We start from the raw sequence: 24,317 nt of genomic DNA on the forward strand, positions 1-24,317 counted from the left end.
TAGGGGCGTTATTTTTGAATAATGCCCCTTTCCCATTTCATAAGTAAGACGAAAATATGCGAATTTTAGGTATTGAAACTTCCTGTGACGAAACGGGAGTAGCAATTTATGATGAACATAAAGGTTTAATCGCAAACCAACTTTATAGCCAAATCGAAATGCACGCGGATTACGGCGGTGTTGTGCCGGAGCTGGCTTCACGAGATCATATCCGTAAAACATTACCATTGATTCAAGAAGCATTAAAAGAAGCAAATTTAACCGCAGATGATATTGATGGCGTTGCTTATACCGCCGGTCCGGGATTGGTTGGTGCATTATTAGTCGGTTCAACGATCGCTCGTTCACTCGCCTATGCTTGGAACGTGCCGGCGCTTGGTGTACATCATATGGAAGGTCATTTGATGGCGCCGATGTTGGAAGAAAATCCACCGGAATTTCCGTTTGTTGCGTTATTAATTTCTGGTGGACATACGCAACTAGTCAAAGTATATGGCGTTGGACAGTACGAAATTCTTGGCGAGTCAATTGATGATGCGGCAGGCGAAGCCTTCGATAAAACCGGTAAATTACTTGGCTTAGATTATCCGGCTGGTGTGGCGGTATCACAATTAGCTGAGAAAGGTACACCGAATCGTTTTGTTTTCCCTCGTCCAATGACGGACAGACCAGGGCTTGATTTCAGCTTTTCGGGCCTAAAAACCTTTGCCGCAAATACGATTAATGCCCATTTAAATGAGAACGGACAGTTGGACGAACAAACTCGCTGTGATATTGCGCATGCTTTCCAACAAGCAGTGGTGGATACGATTATCATCAAATGCAAACGAGCTTTACAGCAAACCGGTTATAAACGTCTTGTGATGGCTGGCGGTGTGAGTGCGAATAAACAATTACGTGCCGATTTAGCTGAAATGATGAAAAATTTAAAAGGAGAGGTATACTATCCTCGTCCGCAATTTTGTACTGATAATGGTGCAATGATTGCTTACACCGGTTTTCTACGTTTAAAAAACGGCGAAACTACCGATTTGAGTGTGAGTGTTAAACCTCGCTGGCCAATGACTGAATTACCAAAAATCGGGTAAGGTTATGTTAGAAAAAATTGAGCGTTTAATTGTTGAAATAAATAAGCTGCATTTAGCTTTTTCGGAAGATTATTTTGAAACGGGTAAAGTTGCCAAAGTAAACTTAAAACATGCGCTTGCTAAAGTGCCAACAGAGCATATTTTATCTTACCGTTTAAATTTACACGAATCGATCAATGATTATTTATTCCTGCGGATTTATACGATATTCCTTATTTTTATCGAGTAAAAGCCTCGGAATCTATTTTAGATAAAATCAAACGTTTTGAGTCTCGTAGTGAAGGTTATCCAGTTAATAGCATTATGAATGACATTTTTGGTGCGAGGATAATCGTTTCTAGTGAATAAATCGCAGAGATTATGGAACGTTTAGATGAGTGGAAAGATAAATATGGCTTAAAAAATTGGTATTTGAGAGATAAAGAAGAATATCTAGGCATTCATATTTACTTTAAAAATGCCAGTAACTTTTATTATCCTTGGAAACTACAAGTTTGGGATAAAAAAGATTCAGAGAAAAATATCCAAAGCCATATTAAATATAAACGTAATTTTGTAAATAATATTTAGTAACATATTGAGATTAAACGAGGAAAAAAATGAACGTAGCAGAATTTCATCAAAAAGTTGAACAAGTATGGCAACAAATCGAAGAAAAAATTGATGACGAAGGTTTAAGTGTCGATACTGAAATTCAAGGTGCAGTTTGCACTCTTACCTTTGATGATGAATCGCAAATTATCATCAATAAACAAGAAGCAATGTTAGAGCTATGGCTTGCGAGCAAATTAGGTGGTTTCCATTTTGCTTTCCATGATGGCGAATGGGTTACTGCAGAAGGACGATCTTTCTGGACGCACCTTGAAGAAGCCTTTGCTCGTCATGGAGAACAAGTTAGTTTCTAATCAATAAATGAATAGCGGTCGTGTTTGTAAAAATTTTTGCAAATTTGACCGCTTGTCTATTTCTTTTTAGCTTATCTTATTGGAATCACAATGCAATTATCTCAACCTGCCGCCAAAGATGTGTTAAATAATGTCTTCGGTTATCAATCTTTTCGTCATGGACAGCAAGAAGTGATTGATTCGGTATTAGCAGGAAAAGATTGTCTTGTGATTATGACTACCGGTGGTGGTAAGTCGCTTTGTTATCAAGTGCCGGCACTTTGCTTAGATGGCATTACGCTAGTGATTTCTCCACTCATTTCTTTGATGAAAGATCAGGTCGATCAGCTACTAACTAATGGTATCGAAGCCGGCTTTTTAAATTCCAGCCAAACGTTCGAAGAACAGCAACAAGTTGAACAGAAAGCGCTTTCCGGTCAGCTGAAATTACTTTATCTCTCACCGGAAAAGGTGATGACTCAAGGATTTTTTCACTTTATTTCGCTATGCAAAATTAGTTTGATTGCGGTGGATGAAGCCCATTGTGTTTCGCAGTGGGGACATGATTTTCGTCCGGAATATACTTTATTAGGCAATTTGCGTGATACCTTTCCGAATGTGCCGTTGATGGCATTAACGGCAACTGCAGATCCAACGACTCGTCACGATATTCTACAGCACCTCCGCTTAAAAGCACCGCATACTTATTTAGGCAGTTTTGATCGCCCGAATATTCGCTATACAGTGCAAGAAAAATTTAAGCCGATGGAGCAATTAGCAAAATTTATCAGTAAGCAACAGGGCAAGAGCGGTATCGTTTATTGCAACAGCCGTAAAAAAGTTGAAGAAATTACTGAAAAACTGGCAGCGCGTAAGATTTCAGTAATGGGCTATCACGCCGGAATGTCGGTTCAGCAGCGAGAAACGGTTCAGAATGCGTTTCAGCGAGATAATATTCAGGTCGTAGTGGCAACGATTGCTTTTGGAATGGGGATTAATAAATCGAACGTGCGTTTTGTCGTGCATTTCGATTTGCCGCGCAGTATCGAATCTTACTATCAAGAAACCGGGCGTGCAGGACGTGATGATTTACCCTCCGAAGCGGTGTTATTTTATGATCCTGCCGATTATGCGTGGCTACAAAAGGTGTTACTGGAAGAACCGGAAAGTGAACAGCGAGATATAAAACAACATAAATTACAGGCGATTGGCGCTTTTGCCGAATCACAAACTTGTCGCCGTTTAGTATTGCTGAATTACTTTGGTGAATCACGCCAAGAGCCGTGTAAAAATTGTGATATTTGTTTAGATCCACCCCGTAAATATGATGGGACATTGGATGCGCAAAAAGTAATGTCGGTGATTTATCGTACCGGTCAAACTTTTGGTGCACATCATGTGATTGGTGTATTGCGTGGTTTGAATAATCAGAAAATTCGTCAGTTTAATCATGATCAGCTTTCGGTGTACGGCATCGGCAAAGAGCAGAGCCAAGATTATTGGCTAAGTATTATTCGTCAACTGATTCATCTTGGTCTAATTCGTCAAAATATTGTTAATCATTCAGCTCTACAGTTAACTGAAGAAGCTCGTCCGGTATTGCGTTCGGAGAAAAAGCTCGAATTAGCAATGCCTCGTTTAACGTTTTCAGCAACGGCTTATGTACAGAAACAAACTTCGGTTCGTTATGATAAAGACTTATTTGCTCGTTTGCGTTTTCTACGTAAGCAAATTGCCGATAAAGAGAATATCCCACCTTATGTGGTATTCAATGATGCGACTTTGCAAGAAATGGCGGAATTTTTACCGCTTAGCGAGGTGGAAATGTTGGATATTAACGGAGTGGGGGAGCGTAAATTAGAACGTTTCGGTGGTGCATTTTTAAGTTTGATTCGAGAACATTGTAACAATCGCCAATAAGTAGACAAGCGGTAAGAATTTCGCAAAATTTAACCGCTTGTTCAGCTATTAGCCCAGCCACTTTTCTACTAATTCAGCATTAGTTTCTTTGTGCACCCACATACTGTCTAATTCCGGTTGAGGGAATTTTGTGTGGTTATAGCCGACAAATTGGCTAAAATCAAAAGCCGCGTGCGGATAGCCGTTTAGTAATAAAAACGCTTGATAGCCGTTTTCCGACCAACAAATTTCTAAACGACGTGGTTCTGATAAGGTTTTTTCGTCAATATCCGCTTTGCTATAGACAAATAAGCTGTCTACCACAGGATTTTCTGTCTGGTGTAAATCCATCGCATAAAAATAGCCGGTTTCGCCATCATCTTCAAACATCACGACGAGATGTTCGTGTTGTGTAGAATGGGCACCGTTACGGTAGCCTTGACCAATAAGTAATTGGTCAGTTAAAACAGAATATAACATTATCTTTCCCTATTTAATCAAATTGGGTCTGCCAAGTTGTACTTTGGTAAGCTTCAAAACATAAAGCAATTTGTTCTTTGCTATTTTTTTCTTGAGCAAGTACAGGAAGATTTTTCAGAGAGAAATATTGAGAATCAATAGTTTCACTATTCTCTACAAATTCTCCTCCGAGTAATTCACACATAACAAAGGTTTTTAACACACTATAAGGGTAATTCGGGTCATTACGACGATGCTGATTGTGAATTGCAATAATAAATTGCGTTTTTACCGTTAAACCGGCTTCTTCTTTTACTTCTTTTATGGTATTGGAGTTGATAGTTTCAAATACATCAATCCATCCTCCGGGTAATGCCCAACGACCGTCATTTTCTTGTACGAGTAAAATTTGTCCATTTTTAAAAATAGCGGCTCTCGTATCAATTTTAGGTGTTTGATAGCCGGATTCATTACAGAACAGTAATTTCACTTTATCAATAGGAATAGCCGTTTTGTAACTTAACATTTCAGCTGAAATTTCTCGTAAACGCTCATAACGTTCACGATCATAAACGCCTGTTGTATAAGTAATCCCATTTTGTGCGATACTTTGGATTTCTATTGCCCACTTTAGCCATGGCTCGGAAAGTAGAACTTCTTGCATATTTAATTCTCGATGAAGGTATATACAAAAATGCCACAGAAATTTCTGTGGCATTTATTACTAATCAAATAAGATTATGCTTGACCTTTAACTTCTTTTAAACCGTTAAATGGTGCAGGTGTACCTGCTGCCGCTAATGCTTCTTCGATACGGATTAATTGGTTGTATTTAGCAACACGGTCTGAACGGCTCATAGAACCAGTTTTGATTTGACCTGCAGCTGTACCAACCGCTAAATCAGCGATAGTTGCATCTTCAGTTTCACCAGAACGGTGTGAGATAACTGCTGTATAACCAGCATCTTTAGCCATTTTGATTGCAGCTAAAGTTTCAGTTAAAGAACCGATTTGGTTAAATTTGATTAAGATTGAGTTTGCGATACCTTTTTCGATACCTTCTTTTAAGATTTTGGTGTTAGTTACGAATAAGTCGTCACCAACTAATTGGATTTTACCACCTAAAACTTTAGTTTGGTATGCAAAACCTTCCCAGTCAGATTCGTCTTGACCGTCTTCAATTGATTTGATTGGGTATTCGTTACATAAACCTTCTAAGTAGTGAGTAAATTCTTGAGAAGTGAAAGATTTACCTTCACCTTTCATTTCGTATAAACCGTTTTCTTTGTTATAGAACTCAGAAGATGCACAGTCCATTGCTAAAGTTACGTCTTTACCTAAAACATAACCTGCTTTTTCAACTGCTTCTTTGATACATGCTAATGCATCTGCATTTGATGCTAAGTTTGGTGCGAAACCACCTTCATCACCTACTGCAGTATTTAAACCTTTAGCTTTTAATACTTTCGCTAAGTTATGGAATACTTCAGCACCGATACGAAGTGCTTCTTTTAATGTTGATGCACCAACTGGTTGAATCATAAATTCTTGGATATCAACGTTGTTATCAGCGTGTTCACCACCGTTGATGATGTTCATCATTGGTAATGGCATTGAGTATACGCCCGGAGTACCGTTTAATTCAGCGATGTAAGCATATAATGGTAAACCTTTAGATGCTGCTGCAGCTTTAGCTGTTGCTAAAGAAACCGCTAAGATTGCGTTTGCGCCGAATTTAGATTTGTTATCTGTACCGTCTAAATCGATCATGATTTGGTCGATTTCAGCTTGAGCAGAACCGTCTTTACCTAAGATAGCTTGTGCAATTTCGTTGTTTACTGCAGAAACAGCTTTTAATACACCTTTACCTAAGAAACGTGATTTGTCACCGTCACGTAATTCTAATGCTTCACGAGAACCTGTTGACGCACCAGATGGAGCAGCCGCTAAACCAACGAAGCCACCTTCTAAGTGAACTTCCGCTTCAACTGTTGGGTTACCACGTGAGTCGATGATTTCACGACCAATTACTTTAACGATTTTAGCCATTGTTAATATCCTCTAATTGAGAGTTAATGAAAAAAAGAATAATGATATAGTAAAGATATTTTACGCTTTTGTCTTGTAAAAAAATGAGTTAGCTCACAAAATCTCATAGTTCTTTGATCGAATACGGATAAATGAAACTAAAGTAGTTTAATTATACCTGGATTTTGTAAAAAAGATAAATGCCTACCAAGTTTAGGGTAGGGGAAATAATTATTTTTTCACTAAAAATGTCAGCACTTCATAATGTGATGTATGTGGAAACATATCGAATAATTGCACCTTTTGGAGTGAATAATTGCTTAATACTTCAAAATCTTTAGCCATCGTTTGGGCATTACAGCTTGAATAAATGAGATAGGATGAACCTAATTGATTTAAAAATTCTGCAAGCGGTTTACCGATACCACGGCGAGGTGGATTCACAATCACAAGATCCGGTGTTACGCCTTTCTCGTTTAGTGCAAATTGTGCCGAGTCAAGCGAAGCGAATGTCACATTTTTAAGTCGTAATTGCTCGGCGGATTTTGTTGCGCTAGCGATCGCTGAAGCAGAAATTTCAATACCGGTTAAGTGTACATTCTCATTCTTCTCTTGTAACACTTTCGCACAATGTAAACCAAAACCCCCTACACCACAGAAAAGATCCCAAAATTGTTGGATCGGTAAATCTTTTATCCAGTTTTGTGCAGTTGCATAAAGCTGGCTAGCGACATTCGGATTAGTTTGGAAAAAGCCTTGCGGACGAATAAATAATGGAATGCCGTTAAAATTTTCTTCAATCGTGGTTTTTTCGGTGAGGAAAATTTCGGTTTCACCTTCTAAAATTGCAGCGTGTTGCGGCTGGATATTTAAACTGACCACAGAATCTTTCGGCAGCTTAGCTAATAAATTTGGCAATTCACGTTCAACAAGCGGCCGTTTTTGCTCACTTCTTAGCACAAAACGCAACATAACGGATTGGTTATATTGGCTTTGAGTCAGCAGGATATATTTCAACTCGCCTTTCTTTTTTGAGATGTTATAAGGTACAAGCCCGGCTCGGGCAATAAAATCTTTAAGAATCGGGAAAAGTGCTTCAAATTCAGTCGGATAGAGTGGACAATCACACAGATCGATACCACTTTGCGGATCGGTTTGATCTTTTAAAATGCCTAAAACGGGGCGCTCGACACTACCGGAAACCACCATTTTTGCTTTATTGCGAAACTGTTTTTGTGAAGATTGAACAGGCGGTAAGATTTCTGTGAATTTTTGCAAAATAAAAGACGAAATTAACCGCATAAGATCTGCTTCTTTATCGATAAGCTGCATAGAATACGGTTTTTCTAACCATTGGCATGAAACACAATGTTGCTGTTGAAAATGGGGGCAGTTTAGTATCATTTGTACAAAGAATAACGGAAAGTGATATAGGTTTGTTAGGGCATATCATGTTATGCCCTAAGTTGATGCTGACTAACAGTGTTGTGCTTTATATTCCAGCCATTCGTTTTGTAATGCGATTAAGCGTTGTTGTACTTGCTGATAACGAGGACTAGATTCAAGTTCTCTCCAACTTACCGTTTTACGTTTCATTAAGGAAATATGGCGTTCAGTTTGCATTTTAGTCGGTTGATATTGTAAACCGTCTAATACTTGAATCACACCTTCCGGCTCATTACAGAGTAGTAATAAATCACAACCTGCGTGAATTGCTTTCTCCGATCTTTCGACAAAATTGCCCATAAAACCGGCACCTTTCATACCTAAATCATCAGAAAATATCACACCATTAAAATTAAGCTGACTACGTAATACTTGTTTTAACCAATATTCCGAACCGCTTGCCGGTTGGCTATCACATTGCGTATAAATCACGTGAGCGGGCATAATCGCAGACAATTTGCCTTTTGAAATAAGTTGCTTAAACGGCAAAATATCGTGGTTAAAAATTAATTCTTTCGGACGATCATCAAACGGTGTTTCCAGATGCGAATCAGCTAATACGTGTCCGTGACCAGGGAAATGTTTACCGGTCGTCGCCATTCCCATTTCTCTCATGCCATCAATAAAGGCTTCGGCGATCGGCAAAATCATATCCGGATTTTCGCCGAATGAACGATCGCCAATGGCTTTACATTGATGGCCTAAATCCAAGACTGGTGCAAAACTTAAATCAATATCTAAGGCGAACATTTCTGCCGCCATTAACCAACCGGTCTGCTGAGCTAAAGCGGTCGATTCTTGCGGATTTTTTGCAAGTGTATGAAACGCTTGCATTGCCGGCAATTTAGTAAAGCCTTCACGGAAACGTTGCACTCGGCCACCTTCTTGATCAACAGTAATCAATAACGGTTTTTTTACCCGTTGGCGAATCGATTTTACTAAGGCTTCTAACTGAGCTTTATCGTGAAAATTACGGCTAAATAAAATTAAACCGGAGATAAGCGGATGTTCAAGAATTTCCACTTCTTCTTGGCTTAATTCCTTATCTTTAATATCAACAAGTAACATATATGATCCTAATAAAACGCCCTCAAATGAGGGCGTGTAAACTATTGTTGGTGTTTCGCTTGGTTTTTACGCATTTTAATATTAAGCAACTCAACGACAACCGAGAAGCCCATCGCAGTATAAACCGCTGATTTTGGAATATGAATATTAAAGCCTTCACCAACTAATACCACACCGATTAAAATTAAGAATGCTAATGCGAGATTTTTGATCGTCGGATTATTATCCACAAAGTCACCAATCGCTTTAGCTGCTAGCATCATAACGCCAACTGCAATAATAATAGCAATAACCATTACTGGAATATCATCAGCCATTGCAACCGCAGTAATTACAGAGTCTAGTGAGAAGACCACATCAAAAATCGCAATTTGTACTAAGATCATCAAAAAGCTAGCTTTTTTGACTGAATCTTCTTTTTCTTCATGTGATTCGGCAGCGATAGATTCTTTTAATTCCATTGCACTTTTCACAATAAGAAAGATACCACCGAGTAATAGAATTAAATCACGACCAGAAATTGGTATTCCTGCAATTGAGAAAAGCGGATCAACTAATTTCATCATCCAAGCAAGCGAAAGTAATAACAGGATACGAGTTCCCATAGCTAATGCTAAGCCGATAATACGAGCTGATTGGCGTTGATGAATAGGTAAACGTGAAACTAAAATACTGATTACAATAATGTTATCGATACCTAATACGATTTCAAGCCCGGTAAGGGTTAAGAGGGCAACCCACGCTTCGGGGCTAGCAATCCAATCAAACATAAGATGTCCTTCAAAATGAGAGAAAAATTATAAGCTCTTGCCTATATTTAAAAGGTGCTAATCATAGCGATACTTGTCTCAAAATTAAAGGGGAGAGCGTAAAAAATTCTGTAAAATTTCGGCAGTAAATTGTTTACGTAAATAGAAACCTAGCGGTAAAGATTTAACTCGTTCTCCATGCTGATTTATTGCGGTAGTCAATGAACGGCTATTTCTTCCTTTCGGGCGTAATTGCATTACTTCGCCAAGTGTGGCATTAATCTCATTTAAGCACCCGAAGATAATGTATTCCATTAATTCTTCCCAATCATTTTTAAGCTGTTGTTCCTGCTCAAATGAGGGAGTCCATAAAATTGGTTGTCCAATATGACGTTCTGCAACTGGGATTTGTCTTTCTCCCTGTACTGGGATCCATAACACTTTTTGTAATTTATGACGAACGTGTGAAGTTTGCCAAGTAATACCAGTATTTTGCGTCAGCGGTGCTAAACTGACGAAAGTGGTTTCAAGCGGAAAGCCTTTATGATTGATAGGAATGGTTTTTAGTTCTATTCCTAAGTGAGCAAAATCTTGTTCTGGTTTACTGCCGGCTTTTGCACCTAAAGCCGTTTCGATTAATTGTCCAGCCCAGCCTTTATCTCTACGAAGATCAGACGGAACATTAACATTTAATTGTTGTGCGATTTCACCGAGTGTAAAACCTGCAAGCCAGTTAGCTTTTTCGAGCAATTCGGATTCGGAATGTGAGAAAGTAGACAATTGCATAAGGCGATAAAAGAGATTTAGGAGAATAATGTATATCTATTCTCCTAATATAATTGAGATTTACATCCAAGCGTTATTACGAATTACACCAACAGCAATGCCTTCAATTTCGATATATTCAATACGAGGGTCAACAATAATAGGTTCTAATTCATCATTTTCAGGATGAAGATAAATGAGATCGCCTTTTTTCTCTAAACGTTTTACCGTAACTTCATCATCAACACGAGCAACAACAACCTGACCGTTACGAGCAAAATTTGTTTTATGTACTGCAAGTAAATCACCGTCTAAAATACCGATTTTTTCCATCGAATTACCATTTACTTTTAGTAGGTAGTCGGCATTTGGATTAAACATTGCACCGTTTACTGGATAATGGCTTTCAACGTGTTCAATCGCCATAATTGGTGTGCCAGCTGCTACTTTACCAATTAAAGGTAATCCATCATCATTTGCTGCTTCTTCTTCATTGTCAATTAAAATACGAATGCCTCGAGAAGTACCAGAAAGCATTTCAATATAACCTTTACGTGCTAGTGCTTTTAAATGTTCTTCTGCAGCATTAGGCGATTTAAAGCCGATTTCACGTGCAATTTCAACTCGTGTAGGAGGCATTCCGGTTGTTTCGATATGATGTTTGACGAAATCAAAAATTTCTTGCTGACGAGCAGTTAAGTGTTTACGTGACATTTTTTCCTCGCTGTCTTTATATACAGATTTTTTGTTATTATATACAGTAATTTGAAATTTGTAACTAGATAAATTCATAAATATTCCTTAAATTTATGCTAAACTATAAATTGAGTACACTTAGGTGGCGTAAACCATAACAATTCTAAGGATATAAAAATGTCTAGCCTCTTAAATCTTTATCGTAAAGTGTTAAATATCCCACTTTCTTTATTAGTGAAATCTCGTTCTATTCCAACTGATCCTATTAAAGAACTCGGTTTAAATTTAGAGCAACCGATTCTTTATGTATTACCCTACACTTCCCAAACAGATTTATTAATTCTTCAAAAAAACTGTTTAGCCCTTAACTTACCTGATCCATTACAAAATAATGAAGTGAGCGGTCAATTATTGCCTCGTTACGTCTTTTTAGATGAGGGACGACGTTTCTTTAAATCGAAAGGAGCCAAAAGCGAAACAGAATCCATTTTTTATCGTTATTTAGATTTACATCGTACTCTTCAAGATTTAGATGTGCAATTAGTGCCAGCATCTGTGCTTTGGGGAAGATCTCCCGGTAAAGAATCGGAACCTCATTTACGTTTAATGAGTAATTTCCAACGTATTATTTCGATGATTTGGTTTGGACGGGATAACTTTGTACGTTTTTCTCAAGCACTATCATTACGCTATATGGTAGAAGAACACGGTGCTGATGAGGGGATCGCTCAAAAACTTGCTCGTGTTGCTAAAATGCACTTTGCAAAACAACGCTATTCTGCAATGGGGCCTCGTTTGCCTGATCGTCAGGCAATGTTTAATAAAATTATTCAATCGCCTGCTATTGTGTTGGCAATTGAGGAAGAAGCCAAATCTAAAAAGATTTCGCTTGAAAAAGCTCGTCAAGAAGCGGAAAAAATTGTGAATGAAATTGCAGCCGATGTGAGTCATGAAAGTCTACGTGTGGCAGATAGAGTGCTAAGTTGGTTATGGAATAAGCTCTATCAAGGAATCAATGTACAAAACGGTGATAGAGTGCGTAAATTGGCATTAGAAGGGCATGAAATTGTTTATGTTCCGTGTCACCGCAGCCATATGGACTATCTGTTGCTATCTTATTTACTTTATCATCAAGGTTTAGTTCCGCCACATATTGCTGCCGGGATTAATTTAAATTTCTTTCCAGCAGGCCCGATTTTCCGCAGTTGGGGAGCATTTTTTATTCGCCGGACATTCAAAGGAAACCGTCTATATTCAACGATTTTCCGTGAATATTTAGCGGAGCTTTTTTACCGAGGATATTCGGTTGAATATTTTATTGAAGGTGGTCGTTCTCGTACAGGTCGTTTGCTTGAGCCGAAAACTGGTATGATGTCTATGACTTTACAGGCATTGCAACGAGGATTAGCTCGCCCAATTAGTATTGTGCCGGTTTATATTGGTTATGAACACGTATTGGAAGTGGATACTTATGCGAAAGAGTTACGTGGTGCGGAAAAAGAAAAAGAAAATGCTGGTTTAGTATTACGTGTTATTAAAAAATTGAAAAATTTAGGGCAATGTTATGTGAATTTTGCAGAGCCGATTCAAGTGAATAACTATTTAAATCAGCACTTCCCGGAATGGAAAGATGTACATATGGAAGATAGTCGTCCGAAATGGTTAAATGATGCAGTTGATGCGGTAGCTCATCAAGTCATGATTAATATTAATAAAGCTGCTGCAATTAATGCGAAAAATCTGATTGGTTCGGTATTGCTTGCTTCCCGACAACGTGCTTTAGCTCGGGAACAACTCATTGAACAAGTGGAGAGCTATTTACAGTTATTTAAAAATGTTGCCTATTCGTCCGATGTGATTATTCCGACAGAAAGTGCTAATGAAATGCTTGAACACGTACTGACCTTGCCTCGTTCGGGTGTTATTAGTGAGAAAGATAGCTTTGGCGAAATCATTCGCTTGGATCGAGAATCTGCGGTGCTGATGACTTATTATCGTAATAATATTCAACATTTGTTTGTATTACCGTCATTGGTGGCAAGCATTATTTTACATCACGAATCAGTTTCTAAAGATCTGATTATCAAAACGGTAAATCACATTTATCCGTTCTTAAAAGCGGAATTATTCCTACATTTTGGGGAAAATGAAATTCGTGGACAAGTTGAAGCTATTCTTAATGAATTTGCTTCGCAACGTATTGTGAAATATGAAAGTGATGTGTTACAAATCAACCGTCCGCGTGTTAGAACATTACAGCTACACGCAGCCGGAATACGTGAGATTTTGCAACGTTATTACATCAGTTTAAGTATTTTACTGGAGCGCCCAGAAATTAACCGTATTGCTTTAGAGAAAGAAAGTCGTTTGATCGCACAGCGTTTATCTATTTTACATGGTATCAATGCACCAGAATTTTTCGATAAAGCATTATTTTCAACGTTTAGCAGTTGTTTGAAAGAACAAGGTTATTTTGATGCAGATGGAAACTGTATTCTTGAGAAGGCTAAAGAAGCGGAAGACATTTTAAGAGCATTAATTTCCGTTGAAATTCAGCTAACGATTCAAGGTGCAATGGAAAAAGTCGAAGACATTGATACAGCAGAAATAAAAGCGGTAGAAACAGAAAAAACGGAATAGATTTTCTGTGCTTAGATATATAAGCGGTAAGATTTTACAAAATTTTCACAAAATCTTACCGCTTTTATTATATAATTCACGCAAACGTTTGCTTTAACTTTTAGAGGAAGAAAAAATGACCGTAATTGGTACGCCATTAAGACCGAATGCGACAAAAGTAATGATGCTTGGCTCAGGTGAGTTAGGTAAAGAAGTTGTAATTGAACTACAACGTCTAGGCGTAGAAGTGATTGCAGTGGATCGCTATGAAAACGCACCAGCACAACAGGTAGCTCATCGAGCTTATACAATTTCAATGTTGGATGGTAAGGCGTTACGTGCATTAGTGGAACAAGAAAAGCCAGATTTTATAGTGCCAGAAGTTGAAGCGATTGCAACGGAGACACTCGTTGAGTTAGAGCAAGAAGGTTACAATGTTGTACCAACAGCAAAAGCAACGCAGTTAACGATGAACCGTGAAGGTATTCGCCGTTTAGCAGCAGAAGAACTTGGCTTAAAAACCTCGCCTTATCGTTTTGTCGATAATCTGGAAGATTTTAAACAAGCGATTGTCGAGATTGGTATTCCGTGTGTGGTTAAACCGATTATGTCATCGTCCGGTCACGGACAATCAGTGATTAAATCCGAAGATCAGATTCAGCAAGCATGGGATTATTCACAAGAAGGTGGACGTGCTGGTGGCGGACGAGTGATTGTGGAAGGTTTTATCAAATTTGATTATGAAATCACGCAATTGACCGTGCGTCATGTAAACGGCACATCTTTCTTAGCACCAATTGGGCATCGTCAAGAAGATGGTGATTATCGTGAATCTTGGCAGCCGCAAGCGATGTCTGAACTTGCATTAAAACGTGCACAAGAAACCGCAGAGCGAATTACAACCTCATTAGGCGGACGAGGTATTTTCGGTGTGGAATTGTTTGTGTGTGGAGATGAAATTATCTTTAATGAAGTTTCTCCTCGTCCACATGATACAGGAATGGTCACAATGGCGTCACAAGAACTTTCACAGTTCGCTTTACACGCTCGTGCGATTTTAGGTTTACCGATTCCGGAAATTTATCAAATTAGCCCAGCGGCTTCCAAAGCGATTGTCGTAGAAGGTAAATCAAACAATGTAAGCTTCGGCAATATTGATAAAGTGTTAGAAGAAATTGGCACCAATATCCGTTTATTCGGTAAAGGCGAAGTAAACGGCCACCGCCGTTTAGGTGTCATCTTAGCCCGTGATGAGAATACCGAAAAAGCCTTAGCGAAAGCCGAACGTGCTTATGCAAAATTAGCGGTACAGCTTTAATCCCTTCTGTTGAAAATGTCAGTAATGGAATTACTGGTATTTTACTTAATTCCTTTGTAAAGAGAGATATCAAATTTATCTCTCTTTTTTTGTATATTCTACTTAATTATATTTACTTAATATTTTTTGATTTTAAATGACCCCTTGTAATACATTAAATTGAATAAAATCCAGAAATATATTTTGATTTTTTCGACTTATATCGCAAAAATTCTTTCTAAGAGCATTGTGAAATTTTGAACGTGTTATAGTTTACGTAGTGGTAGATTAAAATTTACCACTACGTAAATATTGAATGATTTTACAAGGAGAATTTTATGAAAGCACTTAATAAAATAGAAATTGTTAATGTAAGTGGTGGTCACTGGACTGGTACTATTGCGAGTTTTTTGGGAGGTTATATAGGTTCGAAATATCTAGATAAAGTTACCGAAAAAGTAGAAAAAAATTTAAATGATTTTGGTCATAAACAAGCAGATTCTTTTAGAAAAGAACCATCTATTATTACCGAAAGATTCTCATTTAATGGTGATCTATAATAAACAATAGGCCACTTTTATAGGTGGCCTATATAAAAGAGGTATATATGAAATTCATAGTTGCATTTGTTTTTTTTGTATTTTGTTCAAAGATAATTTACCCAATCGTTCCTTTTTATATTAATGAATATGTGTTTGATGTTTTATGTTTTTTAGTGTTATTGCTTGTAGATTTTTATTTTGGAAAAAAGAATTAAATTAGAGATAAATGTTATAGACTTTCCTCATATCACTGGAGGTAATTTTGCTAAATCTATAGGAAGTTTTATCCTAGGTAATATATCTTCGGAAATTTTTTTGCACCATTTAAAGATAAAGTAATAGATAGTTATAAGCAACAAAATTCTGATATGGTAGAAAAATTTAAGGAGAATCATGACTCATTAAACAAACGTTTTTCATTTAATGGAGATTTATAGCTAATCTTTCAACATCATAAATGAATTTTTAAAAGTTTATAAGTTAAGAATTAAGAATGTATTACTATGACTTTAATATTTTATATTTAAGTAGGGGAATGTATATAAATGTTATTTAAAATGTTTTTTATAGGTATTTTTACCTTTCTTTTCCTAAAGTGGTTTATATATCCATATATACCAGTTGATGTAAATAGAACTATTTTAGATATATTGTTTGGATGTGTTGTATATATAATATTTTATCTTAAGGATAAAAAAGAATAATAAATAGATACATAAAACATGTTCCGACAAGAAGCAATAAATTTTCATAATAAAAAATGGAAAAGTACAGCTGTAATTATTTGTTTATTATCTAATTATTCAGAAAATTATACGTTTTTTAGGTGGGTTTTTATTAATTTATTTTAAGAGATATTATTCTTATCTCTATTTTTCTTTATTCAGCATTTTTATTGAAATATATACTTTCTATTTTTTCGATATAGATCGCAAAAATTTACTTTAAGCATGGTCTTAGATTTTTATAGTGCTATAGTCTTCTTAGTGATAGGTCTGAAATAGACATCACTATATTAATTAATATTTAAAAAGGAGATTTTATGAAAACACTAAGTGTATCAGAAGTAGTTCAGGTATTCGGTGGAAAACAGAGCTTTGTTGGTGGAGGGGGAAAAGGTCGTTGGGGAAGTTATGGCCGTATTACAGGTAAATATACATTTAACCTTACTAAAAATATATCAATATCACCATCAATTACAGTGACTAAATTGCCAATGAAGAAACCTAAAGTAACAGGAGGTGGTATTGGTATCAATATTCGTTATTAATATATTTTATATATTTTTGGTTGTTGGATGCAGTTTTAATAATAATAGAAAAAATATTTCTTATTTATCCATTCAGGATATAGATTATAATAAATGCTATTATAAATCCACATCTGAAAATTATAGAAAAATATCTACTAATGTAGAAAGAGTAATACGTTATAATCGTTGTAAGAGAGAATTGATGTAAATGATGTATTATTCTTATAAGGTTTTTATATTTTTATAGATATAGATGTAAACTTGATTTATATTTATATATTATAAATATTTTATCTACTATATTGTTTTATATGTTCCGTCAAGAAGCAATAAACTTTCATAACAAGAAATGGAAAAGCACAGCTGTAATTATTTCTTCAGTACCGAGTTGGTTAGTTTTTTCTATTTCTTTTGTTCTTACTTTATCATTTGTCTTTTTTATTACTTTTACAGATTATACTCGTCGAACAAATATATTTGGTGAAATTGTTATGCAATCTCATCCAATTATACTTTCAGCTAATAAATCAGGTTATATTTCTGAGAAATATATAGAACCACATCAGAATGTCACAAAGGGACAGCCTCTATTTAAGATTACTTTAGATCGGATTTCTAAAAGTGGCGATACAAGTTTAAACTCTATTCAGTCTTTACAGAAACAAATTCAATCTATCGATACTTCTATTGCTTTATTACAAAAAAATGAGGCAGAAACACTATTCAGTCTTAGAAAGCAAATAGATAATCATCAAAAGATTCATAAAGAAAAAAGTCAATATCTTATTGAAGTAGAGAGAACTTTAAATAAATATATGGATTTAGTAAAAAAATATGAGAAATTATTCAAACAAGGTTATTCGAGTAATGATGAAGTAAATAGTCAACGAGAAAGATATTTTTCTCAAAAGTCACTTTCTGATGAGATAAAAATGGAGTTGATTCAGCAAGAGTCTGCTATTTTACATTTAGAAAATGAAATTGAAACGCAAAAAACGAATTTTAGAAATAATATTATTCGTTATGAATTGCAACAGAATGACTTGCGCATACGTTTATTAGAATTTGAATCTATTTCCGAATTAATCATTAATGCTCCTATGGATGGAGTCGTTGAATCTATTAATGCAACTATCGGACAGGTTATTAAAGAAGGAGATCCCTTATCACAAATTTCACCTTTGAATAAAGGTGAATATCAACTGGTTATGTGGGTACCAAATAGTGCTATCTCGTTTATTAAGTTAAATGATGAAATCAATATACGCTATGAAGCTTTTCCATTTGAGAAATTCGGGCAATTTAAAGGATATATTCGTTCTATTTCCCATTTACCGGCTTCTCTACAAGAACTTAGTTTTTATAAAAACCTACCATTAGAAACAAGCGAGAATATTCCTTTATATAAAATAACAGCAGAATTGCCTGATCAATTAATTACTTATAATGATAAGGATTTACATTTTATGAGTGGAATGAAAGCGGAAGCTACTTTGTTTTTAGAAAAACGTAAATTATATGAATGGATGCTTTTCCCTTTATATCAACTAACTAAAACAATGGAAGAATAATGGAACAGTTGAATTTTAATTTTTTCAGAAAAGTACCTATAACGTTACAGACAGAAACTGCTGAATGCGGATTAGCGTGTTTATCTATGATTCTAGGTTATTATAATCGTAGTAATACTCATTTATTTAATTTGCGTCGTCAGTATGGGGTTTCTTCTCGAGGTGTAAATTTACAAAATCTTATTGATATTTCTCGTCACTTAGGGTTTATAACCCGTCCTTTATCACTTGAATTAGAGGAGGTTAATCAACTACGTTTACCCTGTATTTTACATTGGGACTTTAATCATTTTGTCGTGTTAACTAAAGTGACTGATAAAAGTTTCATTATCCATGATCCGGCGTTTGGCAGAAAAAAATTAAGTAAAGAGCAATTTTCTAATCATTTTACAGGTATTGCTTTAGAGATTTGGACAGAAGTTAAATTTGATAGGCAAAAAAATACGAATGAAATTAGCTTCTACGAAACATTAAAGCATATTGTAGGGATAAAAGGAGCATTAATTAAGATTTTCTCACTTTCAGCGTTGATTGAGTTAATAGGCTTACTTATGCCGATTGGTACTCAGCTAGTTATGGACCATGTTATTCAAGCGAAGGATCAATCCTTACTATTAGTCATTTGTATCGGGTTATGCTTATTTACATTTTTTAGTAGTGCCGTCAGTATGTTTAGGGCTTGGATTTCATTGAAAATGAGCTATTTAATTAACTTTCAATGGACATCAAGTTTCTTTTCTCATTTATTGAAATTACCTTTAGTCTTTTTTGAAAAAAGGCAAGTAGGAGATATTCACTCTCGTTTTGATTCACTTTCTATAATTCAAAAAACACTAACATCAAGTATTGTTGCTACAATTATTGATTCAATAATGGCAATTTGTTTAGTTGTCATGATGATCTTGTATGGTGGTTGGCTATTTGGGGTCGTATTAGGCTTTTCTGTCGTATATTTGACTTTAAGAATGATTACGTATTGGACATATCGTCAGATCTCAGAAGAAAAAATTATTAAAGCTGCAAAATCACATTCACATTTTATGGAAACTTTATATGGCATTACTACGTTAAAGTCGCTTGATTTATTGCAAAAACGGGAAGAGCAGTGGATGTCTTTAAATGCAGACTCATTTAATACAGGAATTAGAATTACAAAGTTAGATATGCTATTTGGGGGAATTCATACTTTTATTTCAACTTTAGAACAGATCTCTATTTTATGGATTGGTGCGAATTTAGTTATTGAAAATATAATGACATTAGGTATGTTTGTCGCATTCAATGCTTATAGAGGTTCATTTTCAGCTAGAATAGCGAATCTTATCAATATTTTCTTTAGTCTAAAAATCTTATCTTTACATCGTGAACGAGTAGCGGATATCGCATTAAATGAGGTTGAAGAAGAAAGTAAAAAGCCTTTTGATATTACTGCGAATGATGCATCTATTTCGGTTAAGGATCTTTGTTTTCAGTATGATCAATTTTCCCAGCCAATATTAACAGATATACAGCTTGATATTAAATCAGGAGAGAGTGTCGCTATTAGTGCGGCATCCGGATTTGGAAAAACGACTTTATTAAAGTTAATGACCGGTTTATTAAAACCAAGTTCGGGAACGATTTATTTTAATAATGTAGATATTTATCAATTTGGTTTAAGTAATTATCGTAAACAAATTGCTTGTGTTCTACAAGATGATAAATTTTTTTCAGGATCTATTTTAGACAATATTGTGAGTTTTGAGGAAAACTATGATCGAGAGTTTGCGATTGAGTGTGCAAAGTTAGCAAATATTCATCAGGAAATTATGGCTATGCCAATGAATTATGAAACCCTCTTGGGCAAATTTGGACAAAATTTATCCGGAGGACAAAAACAACGCTTATTTATTGCCAGAGCTTTATATAAAAGACCTAAAATTTTATTTATGGACGAAGCTACTAGTCATTTGGATGAGGAAAATGAGAAAGTGATTAATCAAGCTATTTCAAATCTTAATATTACTCGAGTAATTATTGCTCATAGAAAATCAACGCTCGAAAGTACGAATAGAATAATCTATCTATAATATTCATTATATAAAGAAAAAGGAGGTGTTTATTAGTAAAGATGATAAACAAGTTTTAAAACTTATGGTAGGAATAGTATCTCTGATACTATGTATTATTTTTAGAGATACTTTTCGACCATTTTTAATTATGTTGATATGTTTTAGCATGGTTAAAATTTGGGATTATATTGATAAATTTAAAAAAGGAGATTCTAAATGAAAACCTTAGATAATCAGTCTATTCAATTTGTTAGCGGTGGTATGGGCTTTGGTTTTATTAAAGCTATTGATTGGCTCGGAAGATATTTTGCTGTTGAAGAGAGTTTTAAAAAACTCCACGATCATATCGAACCATCCAAAGTTATTAGACCATCAGGAATACCAATAGACAGTAAAACAGGTAAGTATGTAACACATTAATTAGCGACAAGGGTACTAGTTAGCACCCTTTGCAGTGAACCACAAAAACTGCGAAACAAAACCATAAAAAGTACGAAAGATTTTAGATATAAAAAAATGCTTTATTCCATCGTTGGATAAAGCATTTTTTATTGTAATGTGAAGAAACTTTCTTTCAATCAGTAGCAATTTTCAATGCAAAAAATTGAAAGGTAAAAGCTATTATTTAATACAATTTTGAATCAAATAACCTGCTGATTTTCCTACAAGGAAAGGGGTATTGATATCCGTGCAACGAATGATTTTAACTTTACCGCCTTTTTCTTGGTAAGTATCAACAAACAGCCCATCTTTACGGCGTACCGTGTAACCGTAAGACGGTTCAAAAACATTTCCTTTTTTACTGTTTTCTTTTTTATCCTTATTGCTTGGGACGTAAGCCAAAACAATACAATTTGACCAAACTTTTTCTAAATTGCCGTCTTTCTCTTGCGATGCTGCACCGATTTTAACAATATCAACGCCAATCAGTTCAGCAAAAATTTCAGGGGTTAAAATACCTGTGCGAGTGTATTTGATACGTTCTAAAAGGTTCGTATTTTCTTTTAATACTTTCCAAACATCAGACGCAATTACGCAAACATTCGGTAAACGCCCAATAGTGGCGGAAATAGCTTCTAAACCTTCATTAATAAATTTCAAAGGGTCTGATTTTGCGTTAGTAAAACGTTGCGTATCGGTAAGTTTAACTACATTTTCAGGGGCGTAGTTATCCGCATTTTGAGCTATTTCAGCAACAGCAACTTCACGCCCTAAAGCGATTACATTTTGCACCACTGAAAGAGCGTATTTCTTGAGTGGATAACTTGCATCATTATCTTCACGATAATCAATAGGGTATTCTACATCGTGTTCTTTCAGTTCAACGTGTAAACTTGTAATATCTTCAGGCATTAAGCGATTTGAATCACCGTGTATTTCTCGAACAGTTGAACCCACTCGAAAAGCTAAACGCCCAAACTGTGGGATTTTGCCCGCTTCTTTTTCAATTTCTACAACAGGCATCAGCACTTCTGAAACTAGCTCATTATTGTGATAACCTTGAGCTAATTCAGTTAAAATAGGGTCTTGAATACGTTTATTTGTTAAACTCATTTTTTATTCTCCTTTTTGATTATGAACAACATCAAATGCTTCTGAATAGCTCAATTTATGAACACTTGCATAAGTGCGGATTTCTTGATCTAACTCAATCATTTCAGGCGGTGTATTTTCAGCATATTTAACAAAATTTTCATTTTGCTTTTCACTTGCTCTTTCTTTCGTTGCAATTTCGCCAAAATAGATGATTTGCGGTTGAGCATTGAAAAAATCTTGCATTTTTTGCAATAGGCTTTCATTTTCGCCAAATTCGATAAAGTCGCCTTGATCATAGCGTTCTGCAAAATTTAGAAGCTCTACAGCGTTCTCTTTTGCTACAGGGGCTAATTTTCCCTTTCTGATAAGTGATTCGGCAAAATGTAGAATTTTTCCTTTTTCATTAATAGCAAGTTGATTTTTTAAGCGTGCATTTTCTGCTTTTAATTTTTCCAGCTCTGAAAGTTCATTATCAGCATAATCAGAAAAATCAACTACGCCTTGTTCATTTTCTGCAAAAATAGGATTTTTCAAGCCTTTCACGGCTGGAGCCATTGCTCCTAAAAAGCCCACGTGTCGTAAATATAACGCCCCTTTTTTTGGGTTATTTTCACTATCTGGCAAATAGAAAGACGCAGAAATTTTTTTATAACGCCCATTTTTTACCATTTCTGAAAAAGCAGGATCGACTTGGTGCAATTCAGCTTTTAATACATCGCTTTCTAAGTGCAAGCCCTTAACCCACGCATAAGCAGGATGATTGTATTCCGGGTGTCCTATCACAACAGGGGCTTCAAATGTATTCACATCATAGGCTTCAACAACTTTCTGTAAGTCTTTTACGGTAATGTTTACTTCTGTGCCATGTGTGTCTTTACGTTTCCCCGCTTTAAAAATTTCAATTAACTGCATTTTTATGACCTTCTTTTGATTTTTTAACAATATGGTAAACCCACTGCACTGAAATCCCGTGTTTTTTAGCTAAATAAGCGTGATTTTTGCCATTGAATTCTTTAGCAATTAAGCGGGCTCTAGCACTTGCTTTATTTGAGCTACCTTTAGGGATATAAATACTACTACCGCCACAATGATGGGAAATTCTTTCCATTAAAAAGGAATACAATTCATCACTATTTTTTATTGCAAAACGTTCAGCCGCTTCTTGTACTGCACCACCTACCCCATAAATAAATTCTCCCCACACAAATTCAGAATTATCTTGCATAGTTCCTCCTTGCAATATACGAACACTCTAAATCAGTTTAAAGCAAACTTCTTTTAAAGTGCTTTAAAGAAAAATAAAACGCTCCACAAAGCATTACATATAAATTAGAAAAAAGAATAGCGTTTAAATACCGTTTAAATGATCGCTAAAACGTTTAAATAAATCTAATCAATAAAACCTACCGCTTTTGATTAAATAGTGCTTAAAATCGCTTTCTGTGCATTTTGTGAAATTGGGGAAAGTGGTAAAGATTTTTCTATTATGTATGTTTTTTCATTTTCTTCTTCGATAAAAAGAAAAAAGCACTAACTTTTTACAGTTAGTGCCTTCTAAAATGATTAAATTTTTCTTATAGCTTAATCTCAAATTATAAACAACGTTCTACTTTTTCTAATCCATCTATTGCCAAATTTAGGATATCAACGTTATTTTTTAATGATAAGGCAAATTTTATAAGCATTTCCGCTTTTATTTCCTTACATTCACTATCATTAGAAATTCCAATATCTAACATAGTTTTTGAAATTCCTTCGATAGCTTGCAAAGAATCTAATCTTGCACTATCAAACATTGTGTAATAATCTTTCATTAGTTGCGGATTGTTTTCTTTTTGGCTTTCTAGAAAATGGCCTAATGCGGTATTGAGTACAAAATAGATGCTACTACTCATTTGCAACCTCCATTTTAGCCCCCATCAGCTTTTCTAATTCATTTAGTTTTTTGGTTTGCATCATTAAATAAACGGATGAAATTTCACTAAATGCATAAATATATTGTGATAAATCGCCCTTATTTAGATTTTCCTTTGATTCCACCCCACAAACAATCATTTCTAATAGTTCGGGAATTAAAGCTACATTAGCATTTAATAAACTCAACTCTTTTAAAGCATCATTAAACATAAATCCCCCTATTGAATATGACAAGCGGTTGAAATTCGCCCGTAATTGACCAAAAGACAAAATTTAGGCAAAAGCAGTCGTTTAGCTTGTTCTAAACTTTTGCATTCAATACGAATTTTTTGACGTGGGAATGTATGGATATTTAGGCTTGTATCGCCTAAATCTTGGCGTGATACGCCTTGAAATAGATAAATCATTTTCGGTATTTCCGTTGAAAATTTTAAAGAAATTACCGCTTGA

Annotated in this window: 26 protein-coding genes; 12 read left to right on the forward strand and 14 right to left on the reverse strand. The window is 35.4% G+C overall.

The genetic code is table 11. The annotated features are described in order from the left end of the window. Positions 1-56 precede the first annotated feature (56 nt). The 5 genes from tsaD to recQ all read left to right on the forward strand — a co-directional run bounded on the left by tsaD (position 57) and on the right by recQ (position 3,892). Complete coding sequence (gene tsaD / locus NYR60_RS01180) at positions 57-1,088, forward strand: tRNA (adenosine(37)-N6)-threonylcarbamoyltransferase complex transferase subunit TsaD (protein ID WP_279467282.1); 1,032 nt, start codon at positions 57-59, stop codon at positions 1,086-1,088. A 4-nt stretch (positions 1,089-1,092) separates the two neighbouring features. Continuing rightward, positions 1,093-1,317 carry a hypothetical protein gene (locus tag NYR60_RS01185; RefSeq protein WP_279467284.1) on the forward strand — a complete coding sequence of 75 codons (225 nt, stop codon included), beginning with the start codon at positions 1,093-1,095 and terminating at the stop codon, positions 1,315-1,317. A 131-nt stretch (positions 1,318-1,448) separates the two neighbouring features. Further along, positions 1,449-1,658 (forward strand): hypothetical protein, encoded by a 210-nt coding sequence (locus NYR60_RS01190; RefSeq protein ID WP_279467285.1) that lies wholly within the window; start codon positions 1,449-1,451, stop codon positions 1,656-1,658. Between the two features lie 29 nt (positions 1,659-1,687). Continuing rightward, complete coding sequence (gene cyaY, locus NYR60_RS01195; protein WP_279467286.1) at positions 1,688-1,993, forward strand: iron donor protein CyaY; 306 nt, start codon at positions 1,688-1,690, stop codon at positions 1,991-1,993. A gap of 90 nt (positions 1,994-2,083) precedes the next feature. Further along, the gene (recQ, locus tag NYR60_RS01200; RefSeq protein WP_279467287.1) at positions 2,084-3,892 is read left to right on the forward strand and encodes an ATP-dependent DNA helicase RecQ; all 1,809 of its coding nucleotides are present in this window, start codon (positions 2,084-2,086) and stop codon (positions 3,890-3,892) included. A 48-nt stretch (positions 3,893-3,940) separates the two neighbouring features. On the opposite strand, the gene NYR60_RS01205 is transcribed toward recQ, so the two are convergent. The 8 genes from NYR60_RS01205 to lexA form a co-directional block, all read right to left on the reverse strand. Next, a complete protein-coding gene (locus tag NYR60_RS01205; protein WP_279467288.1) occupies positions 3,941-4,351 on the reverse strand; it encodes a DUF2251 domain-containing protein in 411 nt (136 codons plus the stop codon). A gap of 13 nt (positions 4,352-4,364) precedes the next feature. Continuing rightward, the gene (locus NYR60_RS01210; RefSeq protein ID WP_279467289.1) at positions 4,365-4,994 is read right to left on the reverse strand and encodes an NUDIX hydrolase; all 630 of its coding nucleotides are present in this window, start codon (positions 4,992-4,994) and stop codon (positions 4,365-4,367) included. 74 nt (positions 4,995-5,068) lie between these two features. After that, entirely contained in the window at positions 5,069-6,379 is a 1,311-nt protein-coding gene (eno, locus tag NYR60_RS01215; RefSeq protein ID WP_279467290.1) for a phosphopyruvate hydratase, read from the reverse strand. A gap of 210 nt (positions 6,380-6,589) precedes the next feature. Continuing rightward, positions 6,590-7,762 carry a 23S rRNA (uracil(747)-C(5))-methyltransferase RlmC gene (gene rlmC, locus NYR60_RS01220; protein WP_279467291.1) on the reverse strand — a complete coding sequence of 391 codons (1,173 nt, stop codon included), beginning with the start codon at positions 7,760-7,762 and terminating at the stop codon, positions 6,590-6,592. Between the two features lie 72 nt (positions 7,763-7,834). Further along, positions 7,835-8,872: a beta-N-acetylhexosaminidase gene (nagZ, locus tag NYR60_RS01225; RefSeq protein WP_279467292.1), complete on the reverse strand. Its 1,038-nt coding sequence runs from the start codon at positions 8,870-8,872 to the stop codon at positions 7,835-7,837. A 41-nt stretch (positions 8,873-8,913) separates the two neighbouring features. After that, positions 8,914-9,642: a TerC family protein gene (locus NYR60_RS01230; RefSeq protein ID WP_279467294.1), complete on the reverse strand. Its 729-nt coding sequence runs from the start codon at positions 9,640-9,642 to the stop codon at positions 8,914-8,916. A gap of 84 nt (positions 9,643-9,726) precedes the next feature. Next, positions 9,727-10,407 carry a DNA mismatch repair endonuclease MutH gene (gene mutH / locus NYR60_RS01235; protein WP_279467296.1) on the reverse strand — a complete coding sequence of 227 codons (681 nt, stop codon included), beginning with the start codon at positions 10,405-10,407 and terminating at the stop codon, positions 9,727-9,729. Between the two features lie 60 nt (positions 10,408-10,467). After that, positions 10,468-11,100, reverse strand: coding sequence for a transcriptional repressor LexA (gene lexA, locus NYR60_RS01240; protein WP_279467297.1), 633 nt, complete (start codon positions 11,098-11,100; stop codon positions 10,468-10,470). A 159-nt stretch (positions 11,101-11,259) separates the two neighbouring features. On the opposite strand from lexA, the gene plsB reads away from it, so the two are divergent. The 7 genes from plsB to NYR60_RS01275 all read left to right on the forward strand — a co-directional run bounded on the left by plsB (position 11,260) and on the right by NYR60_RS01275 (position 20,834). Then, entirely contained in the window at positions 11,260-13,722 is a 2,463-nt protein-coding gene (gene plsB, locus NYR60_RS01245) for a glycerol-3-phosphate 1-O-acyltransferase PlsB (protein WP_279467298.1), read from the forward strand. 115 nt (positions 13,723-13,837) lie between these two features. Then, complete coding sequence (purT, locus tag NYR60_RS01250; RefSeq protein WP_279467299.1) at positions 13,838-15,019, forward strand: formate-dependent phosphoribosylglycinamide formyltransferase; 1,182 nt, start codon at positions 13,838-13,840, stop codon at positions 15,017-15,019. Between the two features lie 317 nt (positions 15,020-15,336). Continuing rightward, positions 15,337-15,558 carry a hypothetical protein gene (locus NYR60_RS01255; RefSeq protein WP_279467301.1) on the forward strand — a complete coding sequence of 74 codons (222 nt, stop codon included), beginning with the start codon at positions 15,337-15,339 and terminating at the stop codon, positions 15,556-15,558. Between the two features lie 1,024 nt (positions 15,559-16,582). Continuing rightward, positions 16,583-16,810, forward strand: a complete 228-nt coding sequence (locus NYR60_RS01260; protein WP_279467303.1) for a hypothetical protein — start codon at positions 16,583-16,585, stop codon at positions 16,808-16,810. A gap of 293 nt (positions 16,811-17,103) precedes the next feature. Further along, positions 17,104-18,363 (forward strand): HlyD family secretion protein, encoded by a 1,260-nt coding sequence (locus NYR60_RS01265; protein ID WP_279467305.1) that lies wholly within the window; start codon positions 17,104-17,106, stop codon positions 18,361-18,363. Continuing rightward, positions 18,363-20,432, forward strand: a complete 2,070-nt coding sequence (locus NYR60_RS01270) for a peptidase domain-containing ABC transporter (RefSeq protein ID WP_279467307.1) — start codon at positions 18,363-18,365, stop codon at positions 20,430-20,432. The genes NYR60_RS01265 and NYR60_RS01270 overlap by 1 nt, the downstream gene beginning before the upstream one ends. Before the next feature lie 198 nt (positions 20,433-20,630). Beyond that, the gene (locus tag NYR60_RS01275; RefSeq protein ID WP_279467309.1) at positions 20,631-20,834 is read left to right on the forward strand and encodes a hypothetical protein; all 204 of its coding nucleotides are present in this window, start codon (positions 20,631-20,633) and stop codon (positions 20,832-20,834) included. Between the two features lie 201 nt (positions 20,835-21,035). Here NYR60_RS01275 and NYR60_RS01280 read toward each other — a convergent pair whose 3' ends face one another. The 6 genes from NYR60_RS01280 to NYR60_RS01305 all read right to left on the reverse strand — a co-directional run bounded on the left by NYR60_RS01280 (position 21,036) and on the right by NYR60_RS01305 (position 24,274). Next, positions 21,036-21,968, reverse strand: coding sequence for an inorganic pyrophosphatase (locus NYR60_RS01280; RefSeq protein WP_279467310.1), 933 nt, complete (start codon positions 21,966-21,968; stop codon positions 21,036-21,038). A 3-nt stretch (positions 21,969-21,971) separates the two neighbouring features. Next, a complete protein-coding gene (locus tag NYR60_RS01285; protein ID WP_279467312.1) occupies positions 21,972-22,862 on the reverse strand; it encodes a peptidase in 891 nt (296 codons plus the stop codon). After that, positions 22,849-23,175 (reverse strand): Mor transcription activator family protein, encoded by a 327-nt coding sequence (locus NYR60_RS01290; protein WP_279467313.1) that lies wholly within the window; start codon positions 23,173-23,175, stop codon positions 22,849-22,851. The genes NYR60_RS01285 and NYR60_RS01290 overlap by 14 nt, the downstream gene beginning before the upstream one ends. Before the next feature lie 367 nt (positions 23,176-23,542). Next, the gene (locus tag NYR60_RS01295; protein WP_279467314.1) at positions 23,543-23,845 is read right to left on the reverse strand and encodes a hypothetical protein; all 303 of its coding nucleotides are present in this window, start codon (positions 23,843-23,845) and stop codon (positions 23,543-23,545) included. Beyond that, positions 23,838-24,077, reverse strand: a complete 240-nt coding sequence (locus tag NYR60_RS01300; protein ID WP_279467315.1) for a hypothetical protein — start codon at positions 24,075-24,077, stop codon at positions 23,838-23,840. The genes NYR60_RS01295 and NYR60_RS01300 overlap by 8 nt, the downstream gene beginning before the upstream one ends. 8 nt (positions 24,078-24,085) lie before the next feature. Then, complete coding sequence (locus NYR60_RS01305; protein WP_279467317.1) at positions 24,086-24,274, reverse strand: hypothetical protein; 189 nt, start codon at positions 24,272-24,274, stop codon at positions 24,086-24,088. Between the last annotated feature and the right edge of the window lie 43 nt (positions 24,275-24,317).

It is taken from the genome of Actinobacillus genomosp. 2 (assembly GCF_029773605.1).
Taxonomy (GTDB): Bacteria; Pseudomonadota; Gammaproteobacteria; order Enterobacterales; family Pasteurellaceae; genus Actinobacillus.